The 16530-nt window shown below is 48.2% G+C and carries 12 protein-coding genes and 1 CRISPR repeat array; of the genes, 8 read left to right on the top strand and 4 right to left on the bottom strand.

Annotated elements, in window-relative coordinates; translation table 11 throughout:
* Positions 1-154: 154 nt before the first annotated feature.
* The 8 genes from BAA01_01175 to BAA01_01140 are packed head-to-tail and all read left to right on the top strand — an operon-like array spanning position 155 to position 7865.
* Complete coding sequence (locus tag BAA01_01175) at positions 155-2383, top strand: hypothetical protein (protein OUM86005.1); 2229 nt, start codon at positions 155-157, stop codon at positions 2381-2383.
* The gene (locus BAA01_01170) at positions 2350-3012 is read left to right on the top strand and encodes a hypothetical protein (protein ID OUM86004.1); all 663 of its coding nucleotides are present in this window, start codon (positions 2350-2352) and stop codon (positions 3010-3012) included. Before BAA01_01175 ends, BAA01_01170 begins: the two co-directional genes overlap by 34 nt.
* A 17-nt stretch (positions 3013-3029) precedes the next feature.
* Positions 3030-4271, top strand: coding sequence for a hypothetical protein (locus tag BAA01_01165; GenBank protein ID OUM86003.1), 1242 nt, complete (start codon positions 3030-3032; stop codon positions 4269-4271).
* On the top strand, positions 4252-4791 hold the full coding sequence (locus BAA01_01160; protein ID OUM86002.1) for a hypothetical protein: 540 nt from the start codon (positions 4252-4254) through the stop codon (positions 4789-4791). Before BAA01_01165 ends, BAA01_01160 begins: the two co-directional genes overlap by 20 nt.
* On the top strand, positions 4788-5606 hold the full coding sequence (locus BAA01_01155; protein OUM86001.1) for a CRISPR-associated RAMP protein: 819 nt from the start codon (positions 4788-4790) through the stop codon (positions 5604-5606). The genes BAA01_01160 and BAA01_01155 overlap by 4 nt, the downstream gene beginning before the upstream one ends.
* Positions 5607-5609: 3 nt before the next feature.
* Positions 5610-6488 (top strand): CRISPR-associated RAMP protein, encoded by an 879-nt coding sequence (locus BAA01_01150; protein ID OUM86000.1) that lies wholly within the window; start codon positions 5610-5612, stop codon positions 6486-6488.
* Positions 6489-6515: 27 nt separating this feature from the next.
* Positions 6516-7478, top strand: coding sequence for a hypothetical protein (locus BAA01_01145; protein OUM85999.1), 963 nt, complete (start codon positions 6516-6518; stop codon positions 7476-7478).
* A gap of 3 nt (positions 7479-7481) precedes the next feature.
* Positions 7482-7865, top strand: a complete 384-nt coding sequence (locus BAA01_01140) for a hypothetical protein (protein ID OUM85998.1) — start codon at positions 7482-7484, stop codon at positions 7863-7865.
* A 114-nt stretch (positions 7866-7979) separates the two neighbouring features.
* Here BAA01_01140 and BAA01_01135 read toward each other — a convergent pair whose 3' ends face one another.
* The 4 genes from BAA01_01135 to BAA01_01120 form a co-directional block, all read right to left on the bottom strand.
* Positions 7980-10454, bottom strand: coding sequence for a hypothetical protein (locus BAA01_01135; GenBank protein ID OUM85997.1), 2475 nt, complete (start codon positions 10452-10454; stop codon positions 7980-7982).
* A gap of 123 nt (positions 10455-10577) precedes the next feature.
* Complete coding sequence (locus BAA01_01130; GenBank protein ID OUM85996.1) at positions 10578-11342, bottom strand: CRISPR-associated protein Cas5; 765 nt, start codon at positions 11340-11342, stop codon at positions 10578-10580.
* Between the two features lie 9 nt (positions 11343-11351).
* Complete coding sequence (locus BAA01_01125; protein ID OUM85995.1) at positions 11352-12422, bottom strand: CRISPR-associated protein; 1071 nt, start codon at positions 12420-12422, stop codon at positions 11352-11354.
* Between the two features lie 38 nt (positions 12423-12460).
* Positions 12461-14503: a hypothetical protein gene (locus tag BAA01_01120; GenBank protein OUM85994.1), complete on the bottom strand. Its 2043-nt coding sequence runs from the start codon at positions 14501-14503 to the stop codon at positions 12461-12463.
* A gap of 405 nt (positions 14504-14908) precedes the next feature.
* Positions 14909-16353: a CRISPR direct-repeat array (repeat unit 30 nt; unit sequence GTTTCAATCCCTCATAGGTAGGCTACAAAC).
* Positions 16354-16530: the final 177 nt, after the last annotated feature.

Here is a 16530-nt window from a genome sequence, read left to right as displayed (position 1 = left end):
AAATGGAAGGATCTGTCTCTTTTTCTTCAATATAATTTTCGATAACCTGTGCAAATGCGACATTTTGTTGAATCTTGACAACACGTGGCAGGAAAATAATAACATTTGTCGAAATCAATCTAATAAACACAAATCACTGCGGAGGCAATTCCTGATGAAAGCAATACGATGGACTGACTGGATGTTTCATCCAGTCTCGGAACAACCCGAATCATATGCCCCGGATCCAAACGATCTGGTATGGCAAGATCCGGTCACGGAAACGATTTTCTTCATGCCTGAAGAAGAATACGACGGTTTGCTCCGACAATTGGAAGAAAAGTTGGCCACCATGTCGGCCGAAGAACGGTTTTGGCATGTATGGCATCAAGACACAATACCATTTGGGACGCGGGAACCACTTCAGCTCGCGCCCCATATGCCTTATCCCAAACCTTTGTACGCTCGTCATTGGCATAACGCCACCAAGTCTGAACGCATGCGGACGAGACTGTCTGATCACGTCCTGATTCGCACGGGATTGTATTACGCGCTTTACCACCCGAACAAGGAAAATTGGCCTGCTCTTCGGAAACAGTTGTTACAGATTCATTCACCCATCGCCCAACCCATTGACCAGTTTTTGTCGACTGGCCAATGGATCGGTGAGCCGCAGCAACTGTCGATAGTCAAAGCGGGGGCGGTAAAAATCAAGCAATATTTCATGGAAACCAGCCATTTGCAAGAAGTCCGCGGCGCCAGTCTGCTTCTGGATGAACTAAACCGCAAACGAATCCTCCGGCTGTTGGCCGAATACTGGACGCCGGAAATTCTTGTATACAGCGGCGGTGGCAACTTTTTAATCCTGTGTCCGGAAGCCGAAGGACCGCTTTGCGCAGGCAAGATAGAAGAACTGTTCAAGACCGTGACCATCCATGCCAAATGCGTCGCCCACACCGAAACATTCTCGATCCGCGATCTGGCCATGGATCGGTTTCAGGACAACCTGAGCTGGCTGGAAATGAGGAAACACGAATTACAAATGTTGAAGTTGCCGCCAACGGACGACATTTCGCCAGACATCAACGCCTATCGTTCCAAACAAATGGATATTTCTTTTAAGATCGATCATTTGAACGATGCAGATAGGCATCGGCTTGCGGCACATGCTGATTCGTTTTTGCGCACCTCGGACAAGCCGTTGTGCCAACAATGCCGGCAACGGATTGCTGACGTGCAAATTGATCCGTACCAAGATGAACCACGATTGTGCTGTAACACTTGTCTGCACAAAATCATCGCCGGCAAAAACCGCTCCGTGTTTGTCGAAGAAATGAAAGACCTTTTTCAACGACTGGGCAAACCTTTCGCAGACATGGCATTGGCCGAAACATTGGAGGATATCATAAAAAGCCAGCGCGAGCGCTACGGAAAAGACGAACTTGCCGTCATTTACGGCGACGGCAACAACATGGGAGCCGTTGTGGAGCAAATTCGATCGTTTCAAGTTTACCGCTACTTTTCCCATTTGACGGCTTCCATCACCAAATACGCCCTTTACACCACGTTGCAAGAACTGATCCTGGAAAATCACCAACACGACAAAGCACCATTTGAAATTATCGCAGTGGGGGGCGACGATCTGTTTTTCATCGTCCCCGGCCTTTATGGACTGGAAACGGCCAAACGACTGGGACGAAAATTTGACGCCGGTTTCCGGAAATATCCCGCATCGGGGGACGATGAAGAAAAGCTCACGTTGTCGGTGGGAATCTGTTTTGCTCCTTACAAAATCCCTTTAACAGTCTTGTTCTCGACAGCGGAAGAACTGTTGAAATCCGCCAAACAGCACAAAAAACAAAGCCGCGTCCGTGGCGGAACGCTGGATTTTATGAAACTGGAGTCCAATTCGCCATTTTCACAAAACGTTCAAACATACCGCCAACTCAATCATGTGCGGACCGTTCGTACAAGTACCGGCAAACAGTTCACCTTACACCATTTGTTCCGTCCTTATTCGTGGGACGAAACCGACGCCATGCAAACATTCATCAGGAAGTTGAAAAACATAGACACTGCTCGGCAATTGGCCTTCCGGTTGCGGGACAGCGTCATCCAGATGAGTACCAAAGAAGCCAATTTGTATTATTTGGTTCATTTTTGCACAGCCCGTTTCGATGATAAGCAAGATGAAGACCGTCACTGTGTTCATGAATGCTACAGAGCCTTTCTCGACGCACCGTGGACAAAAGAAAAAAACATCAAAGAAAAATACTTTCCCTACATCATCATTCAAGACGAAAACCAAGAACACTTATACACACCTTGGCACGATGTAATGGAACTGTGGGACATGGAGGAGGAAGAACTGTGGCAGGAAAGTCTACCGTCCAATGGCACTTAAAGCTGCGCATGCCCAGCCCGTGGTTGATCAAAGGTGGAAGTGACCGGGCTACCGCCAATGCCAGTGCTCTGACCGACCTCTTGGGTTATCCGTACATTCCAGCCTCCACCATCAAGGGACAGCTGCGCCACCAGCACCGACTCCTGTCCAGCATCCATCCGCAATTGAAAAATTGGGAAACGTTCTTTTTCGGCGAAAGCGGCATCCGCCACGGCCACTTGTACATCACCGACGCGACGTTGACACATCCGTTGCATCCCGAACAACTGCGGCAATACCGTTCGAGAATTGCCATCGACCGGAAACGGAAAGTCGTCAGTGACCAAGCTCTTTTGACGGAAGAAGTCATTATCCCTGGCATTGAGCTCGGCAGCGAACTGATGTGTTATGTCCCTCCGGACCAAACTGCATCAGCCGCCGCAATACTAACCCTTTGCATCCTGAACATTCGGTCGATCGGCAGCAGCAAGAGCATCGGGTACGGCCATCTCCGCTTCCGGTATCACGATGACCAGGCCAATCCCTCTCCTGATGACAGCACGGTGCAAGTGGTCATCGACAACTGCCCATGGACGTATGACCGTTTTCTGAAAGCGGTCCGTTCGACCGCGGAACTTCAAAACCCTTGATACGAGGAGGATCCAGGTTGGGATTGCATTATCGAGCGTGGACCATCCAGTTGAAAGCCGAATCACCCCTGATGATCGGCGGCCACCGCTTGGACAACAACCGGTACGCAAGCCTTGACTATATCCCGCATCACGTCCTGCAAGCCGCCTTTGCCCGGGCAATCCTTGAAACCCATGAACATTATTCGTTGGACAAGCACACCAACGACAAGCTGTATTATATTGACCCAAACCACCAGGAAATCACCGACGACGGGTGTCATCCCCAGTGGCAGCCATGGTTTCGTGTATTTCCACAATTGTGTTTCAATGACGCCCGGCCCATGGGCCGGACGTTGTACACACCGACCACTTTCGCCTGCAAACATTCGTCCAGCCATCCTTTGCGCGAAACATTGCTGGAACGTTACTTGTCCAGGAACCAGCGCAGTCAGCTGGCGCAATTCAAATGCCCGGTATGCCAAGGCCGGCTTGAACGAAAAAACGGCTGGCGAATGCCAAGCGATGAAAAACTGTATTACCGCAAAATCACCCGCGTCGGACTGGATGAGAGACGGCTCGTCAGCCGCGATGAACATTTGTACACCCTCTCGGTGTTGGAACCGTATCGCCTGATCGATCCTGAAAACGGTCAAGCCGAACCGTTGTACTTTTACGGTACGGTTTACGCACCCCAAGAAGCGGATTTGTCACTGGACGAAGCGATCATTCATGTGGGAGCGTACCTTACCAGCGGATTCGGCAGAATGCGCATCCGCGTCACCCCTGCCGATACAACCAACCGACGTCAAGCCGCTTTTGAACGATGGCGGCAATGGCAGGAACAAGCAGGCAACAGCAGCGTCGCCATCCAGCTCTTGTCGGATGTCGAACTGCCATTGGTATGTGCCGTGGATAACAAATACCAAACACGGGAACAATGGCTGGCATTTTACACACAACTGCTTCGGCAGTGCAGCGGCTTGCCGGAAAACGTCACGGTGGAAGCCGCTTACTTGAACTCGTTCCAGCGCCGTTATGTTCACAACGGCCCGCAATTCCGCCGTGCCGACAAGCTGACCACCCTTCTGCAGCAAGGCAGCGTCTTCATTTTGAACGGGCCAAAAGCAGCGTTGGAGCCGTGGCTTGATGAAGCCATTCAATGCGGCATGCCATGGCAGGCGGATGACATTCAACGCCGTTTGTCGCTGGACATCCTCAGCGGTGAGGCCGAACCATCCCAAAAAGGAGGAAACACCGTTGAATCAGGAAGAGTTTAAAATTCAATCGTTGCTCAAACAAGAAGCCGATTTTTTGATTGATTGTGTAAAAGAACTGGATCCCTGGCTCATAGATATTTTTATTAATATTCAAGAGCAAAATCAGAAACGAAATAAACAAGACAATCATCGTAATCAAGGAAACAAACGAAATCAAATTGACAATCAACTAGAAAAAGAAGGGTTTGGTCATTCACAAATTAAACATCTCATGCGAGCAACTGCCCAGGCATCTGGATTAAAAGAACTTTGTCTTTTCATCCGCTACCAAATGGGCCGTGACGATCAACGAAAAAATTGGAACAAAGCGGTTCGTAACAAAACATTGGGTGAAGCGGTCATTGAACAGCTGAACCAGATCGAGGCAAAAGCCAAATCTTTGGTCTCCGCCGATGATCCGCCCGCTTTTCAACGACAACTCTTTTTGCGGATGGCTGAACGCTTCTTTCATTATTGGTCCTGGCAGTACCGATTTTTGCAATCCCAAGCCCTGGAACAAAGAGGGAGGACGGGTCGATGACTGCATCCACCGCCTATTTTGACCGTTTTGTCAATCAGTTCATTATCCGAGGACGGTTGGTATTGGACAGCCCGATGCATATCGGCGAGGGAAAGAAACAAGTGTTTGGCCCGGACAACGGTGTGGTCAAAACCCATGACAATCAACCCTATATCCCTGGTTCATCATTAAAAGGTGTTTTGCGTTCGTTTTTGGAGCGAATCGCCCATACCCTCGATTATGATGAAAATTACTATTCCAAACCATGCCAATCCGTCAGTCAAACCGGTCAAATCTGTCTCTACCGCTACCAGAACAAAAATGCCCGTCAAGATTTGCTCAGGCGGTTAGGGGGAGATGAGGAACGGTTCCAACAAACCCTTGCCCGGGAATCTTGCCCCATTTGCCATTTGTTCGGAAATCAAATGCGGGCCGCCAAAGTAAAAATACGCGATGCCATCGTCTGCCACCCTTGGGCGGAACAATATGCAACCCGGCAAGGAAACGCCATAGACCGCGACACCGGGAAAGTATCCGGTCGATTTTTATATGACTTTGAAGTGGTCCCAACCGGTACCACCTTTCAGTTTCAGTTGGTCGCCGACAACTTGGCGGAAACGGAACAGCTTTGGCTGGCGACAGCACTGGAAGCTTTGCGTCAAGGCCATTTGACGATAGGCGGAAAAGTCGCCCGCGGTTTGGGACACGTCCATGGCGAAGATTGGACCGTGCAAATCATCCGTGAAGATAACCTGCTCTCCCATCTGTTAGGGCAAGAAGTCCCTGCCCAACCGTTTGAACATTTTCTCAATGAGCTGAACCCACAAGGAGTGTGAACGATGTTTGGCACATTAAGGAATGAAGCACGTCTGGACATCGAACTAGACGTAGTCACCCCGTTGGCCATCATGGCTGGAGAGTCCAATATTTTGGATCCTTCCCGTCCCGACAACCAAGTGGTCACGCAATGGGTCAACGGGCGCATGACGCCTTACATTCCCGGTTCATCTCTGAAAGGTGTATTCCGATCCCGCGCCGAACAATTGCTGAGAGGGCTGGGTGTGGAAGTGGATGACCCAATTTCCAAACCGGACAAAACCCAACAATCAAAAACGCACATTCACCGCAGTCTGGAACATGCTTGGATCGATAAAAACCACGTTTACTTTAAAAACTGCCCTGTTTCCCAGCTCTTTGGAAGCCTGTCCATGAAAGGACGGGTCACTTTCCGTGACGCATACCCGGTAGACCCGGATAAAATTGTCCTTGGCACGCGCCAAAACGTGGGCATCGACCGCATTTCCGGAGGGTCGAAAAACAAAACACTGTTTGATCGGGAAGTGGTTGAGTCCGGGAGTTTCAGCACTGTGATTACATTGCACAACTTTGAACTGTGGCAGTTGTCCCTGATCTTTCACCTTCTGATGGATCTCCACGAAGGCTACCTTCGTCTGGGAGCTTCCACGACACGCGGACTGGGCAAAGTTAACGTGAAGTTGCATCAAGTCACGATCCGCCAGTATGGCGCCCTGCCCGGCAACCCCGCACCCATTTGTGGTGCCATCCATTCCGATGACACCACGCAACAGACAGTCACATGGAAAAAAGACCTGTTTGGCCATACGTTCAGTCAGGAAGGTTTCGATTTTTGGATCGGCGAAAACGGCATCCTTAACGATTTGAAAACGGCCCCCTGGTTGGATGTGCCAATGCATTGACGGCAAAACAAGGAGATGTGGTGCCTTATGAAACCGTACGCATTTGTCCAACTTTCCCGGAAAGTCGAATATGCCCCCTTACGGCCACGAAATGTGCTGGACCCGAAATTGCATCACGGCAAATGGCTCATCCGTGGCTGCACCTTGACGCCGCTCATCGTACGCTCCGGAAAAATCTTGTTACATGAAAACCGGCTGGTCTACGGACCAATCTTACAAAACGGCCATCCCGTCATCCCCGGTTCCAGCCTGAAAGGGGTGGTCCGGAGCATTTACGAAGCCATAAGCCATTCCTGTATCCAACAACCGCAAGGAAAGAAAAAAGATTTGACGCGGTATCTGCCACCGGAAAAGCAATCCCCGTGCATGACACAAGACAGAATATGTCCGGCCTGCCAAGTGTTCGGTTTTGTCGGCAGAGGAAAGGAAAACGTGGCAAAAAGTCTCGTCAGTTTCACCGACTTTTTGTTGCAGGGACAAGCGAAGGATTGGTTAAACACCGAACTCATCCCGCAATTGTACCAACCACGTCTGGAAGAGGCCATACGTCTTTACCTGGATGACGAAGACGTTCTCCAACGCAAATTTTACTATCATGGTACACCGGAAACCGGACAAGGAAGTCCAACACTTGTTCTTAAACCCGGAGCTGTCGTGGAAGGGGAAATTCATTACCAACAGATGACTGATGAAGAACTGGGGCGCCTGGCCTTTTCATTTGGATTTGGCGATCCGGCCTTCGCATTGAAAGTAGGATACGCCAAGCCGGCCTACCTCGGAAGCATCCAATTTGAACTGGTAGACGTACTTCCCTACCAACGGCTTGGATTTCATTCGCAACCCATTAACCGCGAAACGATTTTAGAATATAGTCGTCCCTTTCAACAAAAGATGCGTATGCAAGTGAATCAACTGTTGGACATCATGGATTACGACAAACACCGTCACCGAACATGGCAAACGAACCATCAAGGGCAAAAGGGGTACTAAATAATGATGCAACAACTGTCCCTAAATACGGCACAACGAAATAAGGTGCTGGCGTTGGCCGAACAGTGGGCCCAATCTGGAAAACTCCGGTCACCTCTGCAAAAACATACAACCATCAGTAAAACTGTCATCGACTACGTCATTCAAATTTTTGAAGCAGCAAAAAAGATCGAACCGCATCCACAACAACAAAAAGCCAAAGCTCAAAAACTACTGCAAAGAGAGTTCAAGTCCTTTTTGTATCCGGCACTGAACAAACAAGCAAGAGCCGACTTGGAACACCTGTTGCGCCATTTGGAACAAGACGCACAAGTCAAACATTTAAACATCGATGAAACATTGCTCTTTCTTTATTGGTTGCGTCGTCTGACCAGCAACAAACGTTAATCCCTTCTATTCGTGCAATGAGCCATATTCAAAATCCTATACCAGCATGTACTCTACTTGCGTAAATAAGGGATTTTGATATGGCTCAATAATATAGCTGTACCAATCATTTCCTCACACAATAAACGCCTCGCCCGTTTCGTCCCGAAATCCGGTCACCGGGTCATAATACCGTTGCACCTCACTGGGCGGTATCCATAAGAAGGAAGCTTTCACCCCATTTCGGGAGGCGAAATCCAAAGGGAGGTTGGCAATGGCTCGTTTGAGACGAATTTGTACCATATACTCACTCATCTTCGCCAACAGCAGCCGCCGCAAATTGCGCCGCTCGTACACCGTTGGCTTGGCATCCTTTTTCCATCCAGGAAATACCTCCCACAACGCCTGCGGTTCCCATGAGTCTTGTGCCAATTCTTCGTAAGCATCGGCCAACAGGGACGCGGTATCGTCCAGTTCCACGAACACGTCGACGACTTCTCCCATCCGCTCAATCAACTGAAACTCCTTTAACTTCTCAAAATCGAGGCCGACGATGCCTTGCTCCCACAATTGCCGCGATTCATCGGAAACGCCTGCCTCCAGCAATTCCCGGTAGTAGGCCTCAACCAGATTTCGGTATTCCGGTTCCAAAATCTCTTTCCGGTTTTGCAGCAATTTTTCGGTACGGTCCAAGTGGTGTTTTCCGTAGACATACTGGCTATCCTTCTCCAATCGAACAATATAAAGGGGCGAAAAATCCTCCTTATGCCCTTCGCGGTTAATTCGTCCGGCTGTCTGAATCAATGATTCCATCGGTGCCAAATCACGAAATCCCATGTCGAAGTCCAGGTCCACCCCTGCTTCAATGGTTTGTGTGGAAACAAGGATTACCGGGTTCCCTTTCCTTAACATTTCTTTCACCGTTTCCACCACTTCCCTTCTGTGCTTGGGGATGATGTTGGTGGACAAATAGTGGATGGCCGTTTCTGGTCCGATGATCCCGGCACGTTGCTTTTCCCGAAATTGTTTATAAAGCTCGATGCTCCGGCGAATCGTATTTACCACCACGAGCACGGAACGCTGCGGTTGATATTTTTCCAGAATCGCGTCTGCCAGGGTCTCGCTCGTATGCTTCTCCGCCAAAAGAGGGATCAATTTGGTTCTCTTTAATTCACGAAAATAGCTTTCGTTCCCCGGTAAAAGCTCTACAGGCGGCAGGCTTTTTCCGCCCAGCAAACGATCCCCCAATTCCAGCAGTTTCGGCTGGGTTGCCGTCATCAAAATAAACCGCGTCCCATAAAATTCCGCCAACTTGCGAAGCAATGCGCCCACCAGTGGCATATAAACGTCGGGAAGCGACTGGACTTCATCCAAAATCACGATACTGCCCGCCAGTTTGTTCACCTTTTTGAGAGGACGATTCTCCCCCGTCACGATAGAATGGAAAAACTGAACAAATGTCGTCACGATCACGTCAGACTCCCACGACTCCACCTCTGTCATGACGCGATCGACCGGAACGTTTTCATCCTCCTCCTTTCCCTCGGCTTTTTTCCCTGCGGTGTAATCATTGAGTCGATGGTGTGCAAGTACCCGTTCTGCTCCAAACACGCCTTCATAGTCTTTTTTTGTCTGTTCAATAATGTTGATAAAAGGAATGGCGGTGATGATCCGCGGCGTATACCCTTCCGTCTGCCGAATCCGTTCTTGCAAGCGCAACGCACATTGCAAAGCCGACAACGTCTTCCCAATCCCCGTCGGAGCCGTGAACGTAAAAATCCGCTGAGACCGGATCGCTTCATCCGATAAGCCATCCATGACATTCAAAACAGTCTGTCGCACCTCATTCCGTCGATCTTGATAAGAACCGGATTTTCTTTCCCCGTGCTTGACCGACAAATAATGTTCAACCCGCTCCGGGGGCGTGCCATAGACCGCCGACGGCTGGATTCCGGCCGAATCCAGTTTGTCCGCATCAATCAATAAGGAAAACAGGTAGATCAGGGCAAAATACCACTGCTCGTCTTTCAATCGGTTAGCCAAATATTGGGGCATATAGTAAAAGAATCCCCGGTCATTTTTCAAATCCTCAATGCGCAAACAATGACCGTACATCTTCGAATCCAACCGTTCCCCCAAAGCCATGTCTTGCAACGTCGCGTCTTTTTGTTGAAGAAGGGCCTTGGCTTGCTGCTGAAGCACGTCCCACATGTCCTCGGATGAAAACAACCGTTTCAATGTCAATGAGCCGTGATGGTGGCGGACAACCAAATACCCGAGAAACGCCCACACTTGCTTCTCTAGTTGGGTCATTTTTCCATCCAACGTCTTCAGGAGCAAAGCATAGAGAAAACAGGCGGATATGTGAGCGTGGTTTTTTAGACGAGATTCCTTGCCATTCAACAAATAATCCTGGAAAAACGGCGTATACTTTCCGAGATCATGCAAAAAACCGATCCATCGAACCATCTCCACCATGTCATTGTGCTTGAAGGGACGAAAGCGGACGGCCGGTGAAACGGCGTTTGCCATCATTTCCGACACGGCTTGCAAATGCTCCTGCAACCGTTGCTTAAGCCCCTGTTCCCGTTCATACCGCGCATAAAACATGGTTTCACCCACTCCCTAAATTACGCTCTATAGATCTCGCAAAACGGTTATTCAAAAATGTCTTGACAATAAAAAGCGGCACCGGGCCAGATTGTCCATTCCGGTGCCTGAAGCAAGATTGCGTCATTCCATCCAAGCAATGGCGTTTCCGTCATCCAAACGCACAAATTCCGAGACACTGGCCCGGATGGGATGGGGAAGCAAATTGATGATCACTTGTCCTTTGCCCCTCTCCGTCAACCGCCGTTGCTCATCAAACTCAAACGGCAAATCTTCTTTCACTAGCCGCACGGTCCAATCCTCGCCACCTTCCTCAAACGCCAACCGTTTCAAATGTCGGACAGGAACAACGGAAGAAAGGGTCACCGTCTTTTCTTCCCTCACAACTTCCCCTTGCACAATCCCCTCAAACTGAAGCCAGCCCAAATGTTGCGCCGAACCTAAGGCCAAGGAGATGCCTAAGCTGGCAAAGCCCACATCGGTCCGTTGAAATAGTTGAAGCAACCGATTGCATATCTGTTCATCCCGGTGCCAAACCCATACCGGATAGTCCAGCCATCCGGAGCGAATATTGTGCGGCAACACCAGTTCCGTCGGGGTTTGGCTGTGATGTTCCTGTGAACCGTTAAAGTCGTTGGGCGATTTAATCATGAGCAAATTGAGTTTCTGGACTTGTTTTTTGATGGCCGCCCGATTGCCCACGGCGATCTTGCACTGTTCCAAGGAAAAAAAATCGTAATACGTATCCCGTTCCATTCCCAACAACCCCGCCAAAATGCCGGCGACGGTCGTCCGTGGCGGCACGGAATACGTCAGGGCGGTCGAATTGGAATAATAACGGCGAAAATGTGCCATTTTCCCCAAGAGCCGAAATGCAAAAATCCGCATCTTCCCACCTCATGTCAAAGGCGCCCAAAGATCCACGGCGGCAAATTCCGGCAAATGTTGCAACCCTTCGGACTGTGCAAAGGGATGGATCCAGCCTGCCACTTGCTCCACATATCCGCATTGTTTCATCTCCTGAATTGCCTTGGACAAATCGGTAAAATCGACGGTTACATCCTTGAAACTGCGGATCGGTTGTCCGTCTTTATAGGAAACGTTGAGAAAACGGCGCAAATCGCCCAAGTAACCGTCAAAATCTTCCTTATAAACGATTTCCAGATAAAACAACGGTGTTTGACCCTGTTTGCTGTCGGTCTGGTTGCTCATCATCCCCTGCACCAGCGATTTGCGGAACAACTCGCGATCTTCTTCCGTCATTCCGGTCAGTTTGGCACTGAACTTGTTGATGGTGCCGTAATGGGCGAACAATCCGTAATAAAGTTTGTGTTTTTTGCCAAAGGTCGACGCATCATCGTTCATAATCGAGGTGATGGTATTGGATTTCACCAATTCCACGGGATGGAGGGAATAGCCCCACGTCATTTGCACAGGGCCGGTAAACGTGCGCGTTACTCCTTCCACGGCCATGGCGCTGCCGAACAAGCGGATGTCGATCAATGTTTTTTGGATCAGCAACGTAATGAACGCATTGTTAAAATCGGTCCATTCACTTTTCTTTTTGTTGTCACCTTTCTTTTTTCTAATTTTTTCAGCAGTATTCAGGTATTGTTCCTTAAAGTTGCCCTTCTCCTTGCCGACCAGATCGGTCCATCGCTTTTCCAATTCCGGATTTTCCTGCAACAAACCGGCAAAGCGCTCGTCATCCTCCAGCCATTGATCCCGGATATGTTCAAACATTTTGTCCATCGGAACTTTTTTATCGTTTAACGTATCGACAAAAATGGGGAACCCTTTTCTTTTTAAGAAATCGCGGATATCCCGCTTGCGGCGGGCATCACTCACCAGCGCCGTATTCGTTTCATAATCCATCCGGGGTTTGTTTTCTTGATCCGGATCGCCATTCGGATTGGTCATCGCCGCTTCAAATAAGAACAGAAAATCACTGTTTTGTTGCAATACCATGGTCCCTTCTCCTTTCCTTGTGAAAATTTATGCGTGCTTCATTCGACCTGTTCGTCCATGTTTTCCAGTTCTTCGGCCTCCGCCGGCGAAAGGTCGGGCGCCTTCGTACCGACCAGATAAGCATATCCTGCCATCACGTAAAACACATTGGCGTTATCACTGAGCGGCCATTTTTCCCTCAGCGGCCCGTAATAATGGTGGAAACGTTCCATCAGCCGTTCGGCAAACAAGGTGAGCTTATTGTACTGCCGCAATTTTTCCACCACTTCTTCATACAGGCGCAAGATTTCTTTTGTGTTCATCCCTTGAAACTGGATTTTCTTCAGGATCGGTTTCGTTTTATGTTCTTTCAAATACTGCGCGACGGCCACCCGATGAACCAATACTCCTAGGTAAAACAACGCTTTCGCTTCTGGAACAAATCCTTGACGGTCCAGAAAATGTTCCATTTCTTGTACAATTTGCCCAATATCTTTGCCGGTCCCTGTATGTTCCATCTCCTTCGCCTCCTCGGATGGACTCCGGAAAAATGGCTTGTCCAACAAATCCAGATCTTCCAACGCATGCATCAGCGCCAAATAGCTCATCGCGATTTTCTTCAAATAAAAATCTTCTTTGTTGATAAAAGAAAGAAGTGCCAGATTACGGTAATTGGTGATCACTTTTTTCGCCAGCTGGCGCATTCCTTTGTCAAAAGCGTCACAGGCATACTGAAAAATTGTTTCCCGTTCGAGTAAATGGCCGGACAAAATCACTTTATATAAGGAAAGCACACGATGGATATCCACCTGGCCTTTTTCCGTTTCCCGTACCGGGATGATCCGATAAATGCTTCCGAGCGAAAAACCCTTTATATGGGGATGAAGTTCCGCTGCCCGTTTGGACAAAATTTCCATGACCCGGCGAAATCGCAACACCGGCACATCTTCAATCGCATCCAAAACGCTTACCGAGTTGCCGTCCGTTCGGTAAACAAGTGTATTTACGGCATACGGACCTTCCAGAAAATTCGCTTCCGCTTCCACGCTTTGCAGCCATTCTGCCGCATCTTCACTTTGAAACGCAAAGTCAACGTGTTCTTTGATTTTGGCAATATATTCGTATTCAAAAGAGCCTATCATGGCTTCCGGCAAAATAAAAGCAGACTCCCTCGCGATCGTTCCCCGGAAACGGCGAACAATCACACTTTCACCGGAGAACAAGTTTTGATAGCAGTCCCGGCAGATAGAATAAGCATCATCATATTCGTGTCCACCTGCATGGAACCGGGCCGCGTTGATCGTTGTCGTCGTAAAAATCTTATTGATACCCGACCGGTTGAATTTCGTGGTATAGCTGCTGGATACGTCCTCTTTTTTTTCGTGACAGAGATAACAAACACGTCGACTGCCAGAGTCGGAAACGCCGTTGTCTTCCTGTTCATGCATATTGTTAATGCGCATCACCAATTTCATATAGTCCGGATGCTGTGAAAGAACCCATATTTTTTCTCCGTCACGAATCCTTGGAACCACCAGAACATAACGATTGTTTTTCACATCGTCATGCAACAAGCGACGGATGAAATCTTCAAACTTATACTGATCCCCATCGATGACGACCCCTTCTTTTTTGACTTCACATCGGGCCATCTTCCAATCAGAGGGTAAGCGGATGCGTTCCAACGAAACGGAACCTTCCTTCATTTTCTCCCCCAAATGAATCAATCCTGTTCCCTGCAGCTTTCTGAGCCATTCGGCCAGTTCACTTGTTTCCATTCCGTATTTCTGCAACGCAAGATAAAGATCGTTCCAAACCGTCGTCAAAAGATAGAAAAGCGAATCTGTTTCCCGCACCAAATACGTTTGCATCGATGCTGCACTGTTGTTTCCAAAGTAATGATACGTTTCGAGCATTTCTTCACTGTAAGGTAAGGGACTATCAAAGACGATTTCTCCCTGAGACATTTCAAACGTCATAAAAACAACAAACCAATTTTTTTTGTCTTTTTTGGCCTTGAGCGGCTTCACAAGTGAGCTTAATTGACTTTTCGTCTGCCTTTCCCGCGCTCCGATCTGCGCCGTAATCTGGGGCAGATTCATTCGTTCACCTCCCTTTCGTAATCCTCTCATCCATGAACAACTGATGCAGTTTTAATTTAACACATGATTGTGACAACGTGTTGTCAGGAACTTACGTTCTAGATCAATCTTTTTAACATTTGTACCACTCTATTCAGGAATACAAGTGATATGGGGGCAGGGAAAGATGATCTAATTAAACCAGAAGTAAAACATTCACAATATGTACATCGGGAAGAAAAGTCTCAGCAGAAAATCGCAAGTAGCACAGGCAACGTACGGAAAACAATCGCAAATTAATAAAATGGCTACTAACCTGCACGGCAAAATTAACCTGAATGAATTGAAGCTAGCATTGATTCAATCCTAATAAGTAGATTACGACTTTTCTTTAGTTATTCGTCAAAAATATGGAAAATCCTGCATTTTTCAACCCCTCATAGGCAGGCTACAAACGGTGAACAGTTCTTGTTTGCGTTCCGGCACGGCGGAAGGTTTCAATCCCTCATAGGTAGGCTACAAACTTATCGCTCAAGAGGGCCTAATGGTGGAATACACCAAGTTTCAATCCCTCATAGGTAGGCTACAAACGCAGTCATCCGCCGTATACAGCAGGCTATGAAAGAAATGTTTCAATCCCTCATAGGTAGGCTACAAACTTCACGAACGCCGGGGAACGTGTTCATATAATCTTGTTTCAATCCCTCATAGGTAGGCTACAAACGTTGTAATAGTATCTGAGCCCATCGTTGATCGCTGCATGTTTCAATCCCCTCATAGGTAGGCTACAAACCTTCTCTGCCGTCTTTCCAGGCGAACAGTTTGGGATGTTTCAATCCCTCATAGGTAGGCTACAAACGAACCACGGATCAGCTATTTATTAACGGTAAACCATCACGTTTCAATCCCTCATAGGTAGGCTACAAACTCCATACCGTGCGAAGAATTCTTTTGTTGGCACACGTTGTTTCAATCCCTCATAGGTAGGCTACAAACGGTGGCGGCAAGTCGGCGGCTATTGTTGGGGATGCGTTGTTTCAATCCCTCATAGGTAGGCTACAAACGCCCTGCCTGGTGAAAGTGGAGGTATACCAGGCAGAGGTTTCAATCCCTCATAGGTAGGCTACAAACTCACATCATCCAATCCGGACAGTGTGACTACCTCACGTTTCAATCCCTCATAGGTAGGCTACAAACCAAATTTCGCTGTCAAGTTTTTCCCGATATCATCATCGTTTCAATCCCTCATAGGTAGGCTACAAACCTAGAGTGGCTAGACCTGTAGATAATCGGCCTGGATGGTGTTTCAATCCCTCATAGGTAGGCTACAAACTATCTCAGTTCTATTCCACTTCTTAATACCCTCAACGTTTCAATCCCTCATAGGTAGGCTACAAACTGAACGCCCGCGTCCCCATGTTTACCTTTTCGTGCATGTTTCAATCCCTCATAGGTAGGCTACAAACTGAAAGAGCGGTTTGAAAAGATTGCCGAGGAAAAGGGTTTCAATCCCTCATAGGTAGGCTACAAACGGAAGCGATGCAGGCCGCAATTGATGCTGTGGAAGTAAGTTTCAATCCCTCATAGGTAGGCTACAAACAATACGCGACGAAAGATCCGCCTCATGTTGTTCTAAATGTTTCAATCCCTCATAGGTAGGCTACAAACCGGAATGACCTTCCCCGAATAGACAGCCTCCACACCTGGTTTCAATCCCTCATAGGTAGGCTACAAACCGATGAGGTGCTGCATTTTCGCATCAACCCTGACCCGGTTTCAATCCCTCATAGGTAGGCTACAAACACCTACTTCTCAAATGTCTACAGGCCGTACACCTGCAAGTTTCAATCCCTCATAGGTAGGCTACAAACTCCTGTATTTGTCAACTCAAAAATCAGCCATTCGCTCATTTAATTTTCCCGGTTCATTGTAAAATCAAATGCAACAAAAGAAATAAACAAAAGCCATGGTAATTCCGTTATGATTAAGTCGACGAAAACCTTCATAACAGGAGGAATTACCGATGGCTCACTCCCATGATAACACAA

Source organism: Bacillus thermozeamaize (assembly GCA_002159075.1).
GTDB lineage: Bacteria > Bacillota > Bacilli > ZCTH02-B2 > ZCTH02-B2 > Bacillus_BB > Bacillus_BB thermozeamaize.
The sequence above is the reverse complement of the archived record's forward strand: the minus strand, read 5'-3'. Positions and strand labels throughout refer to the sequence as shown.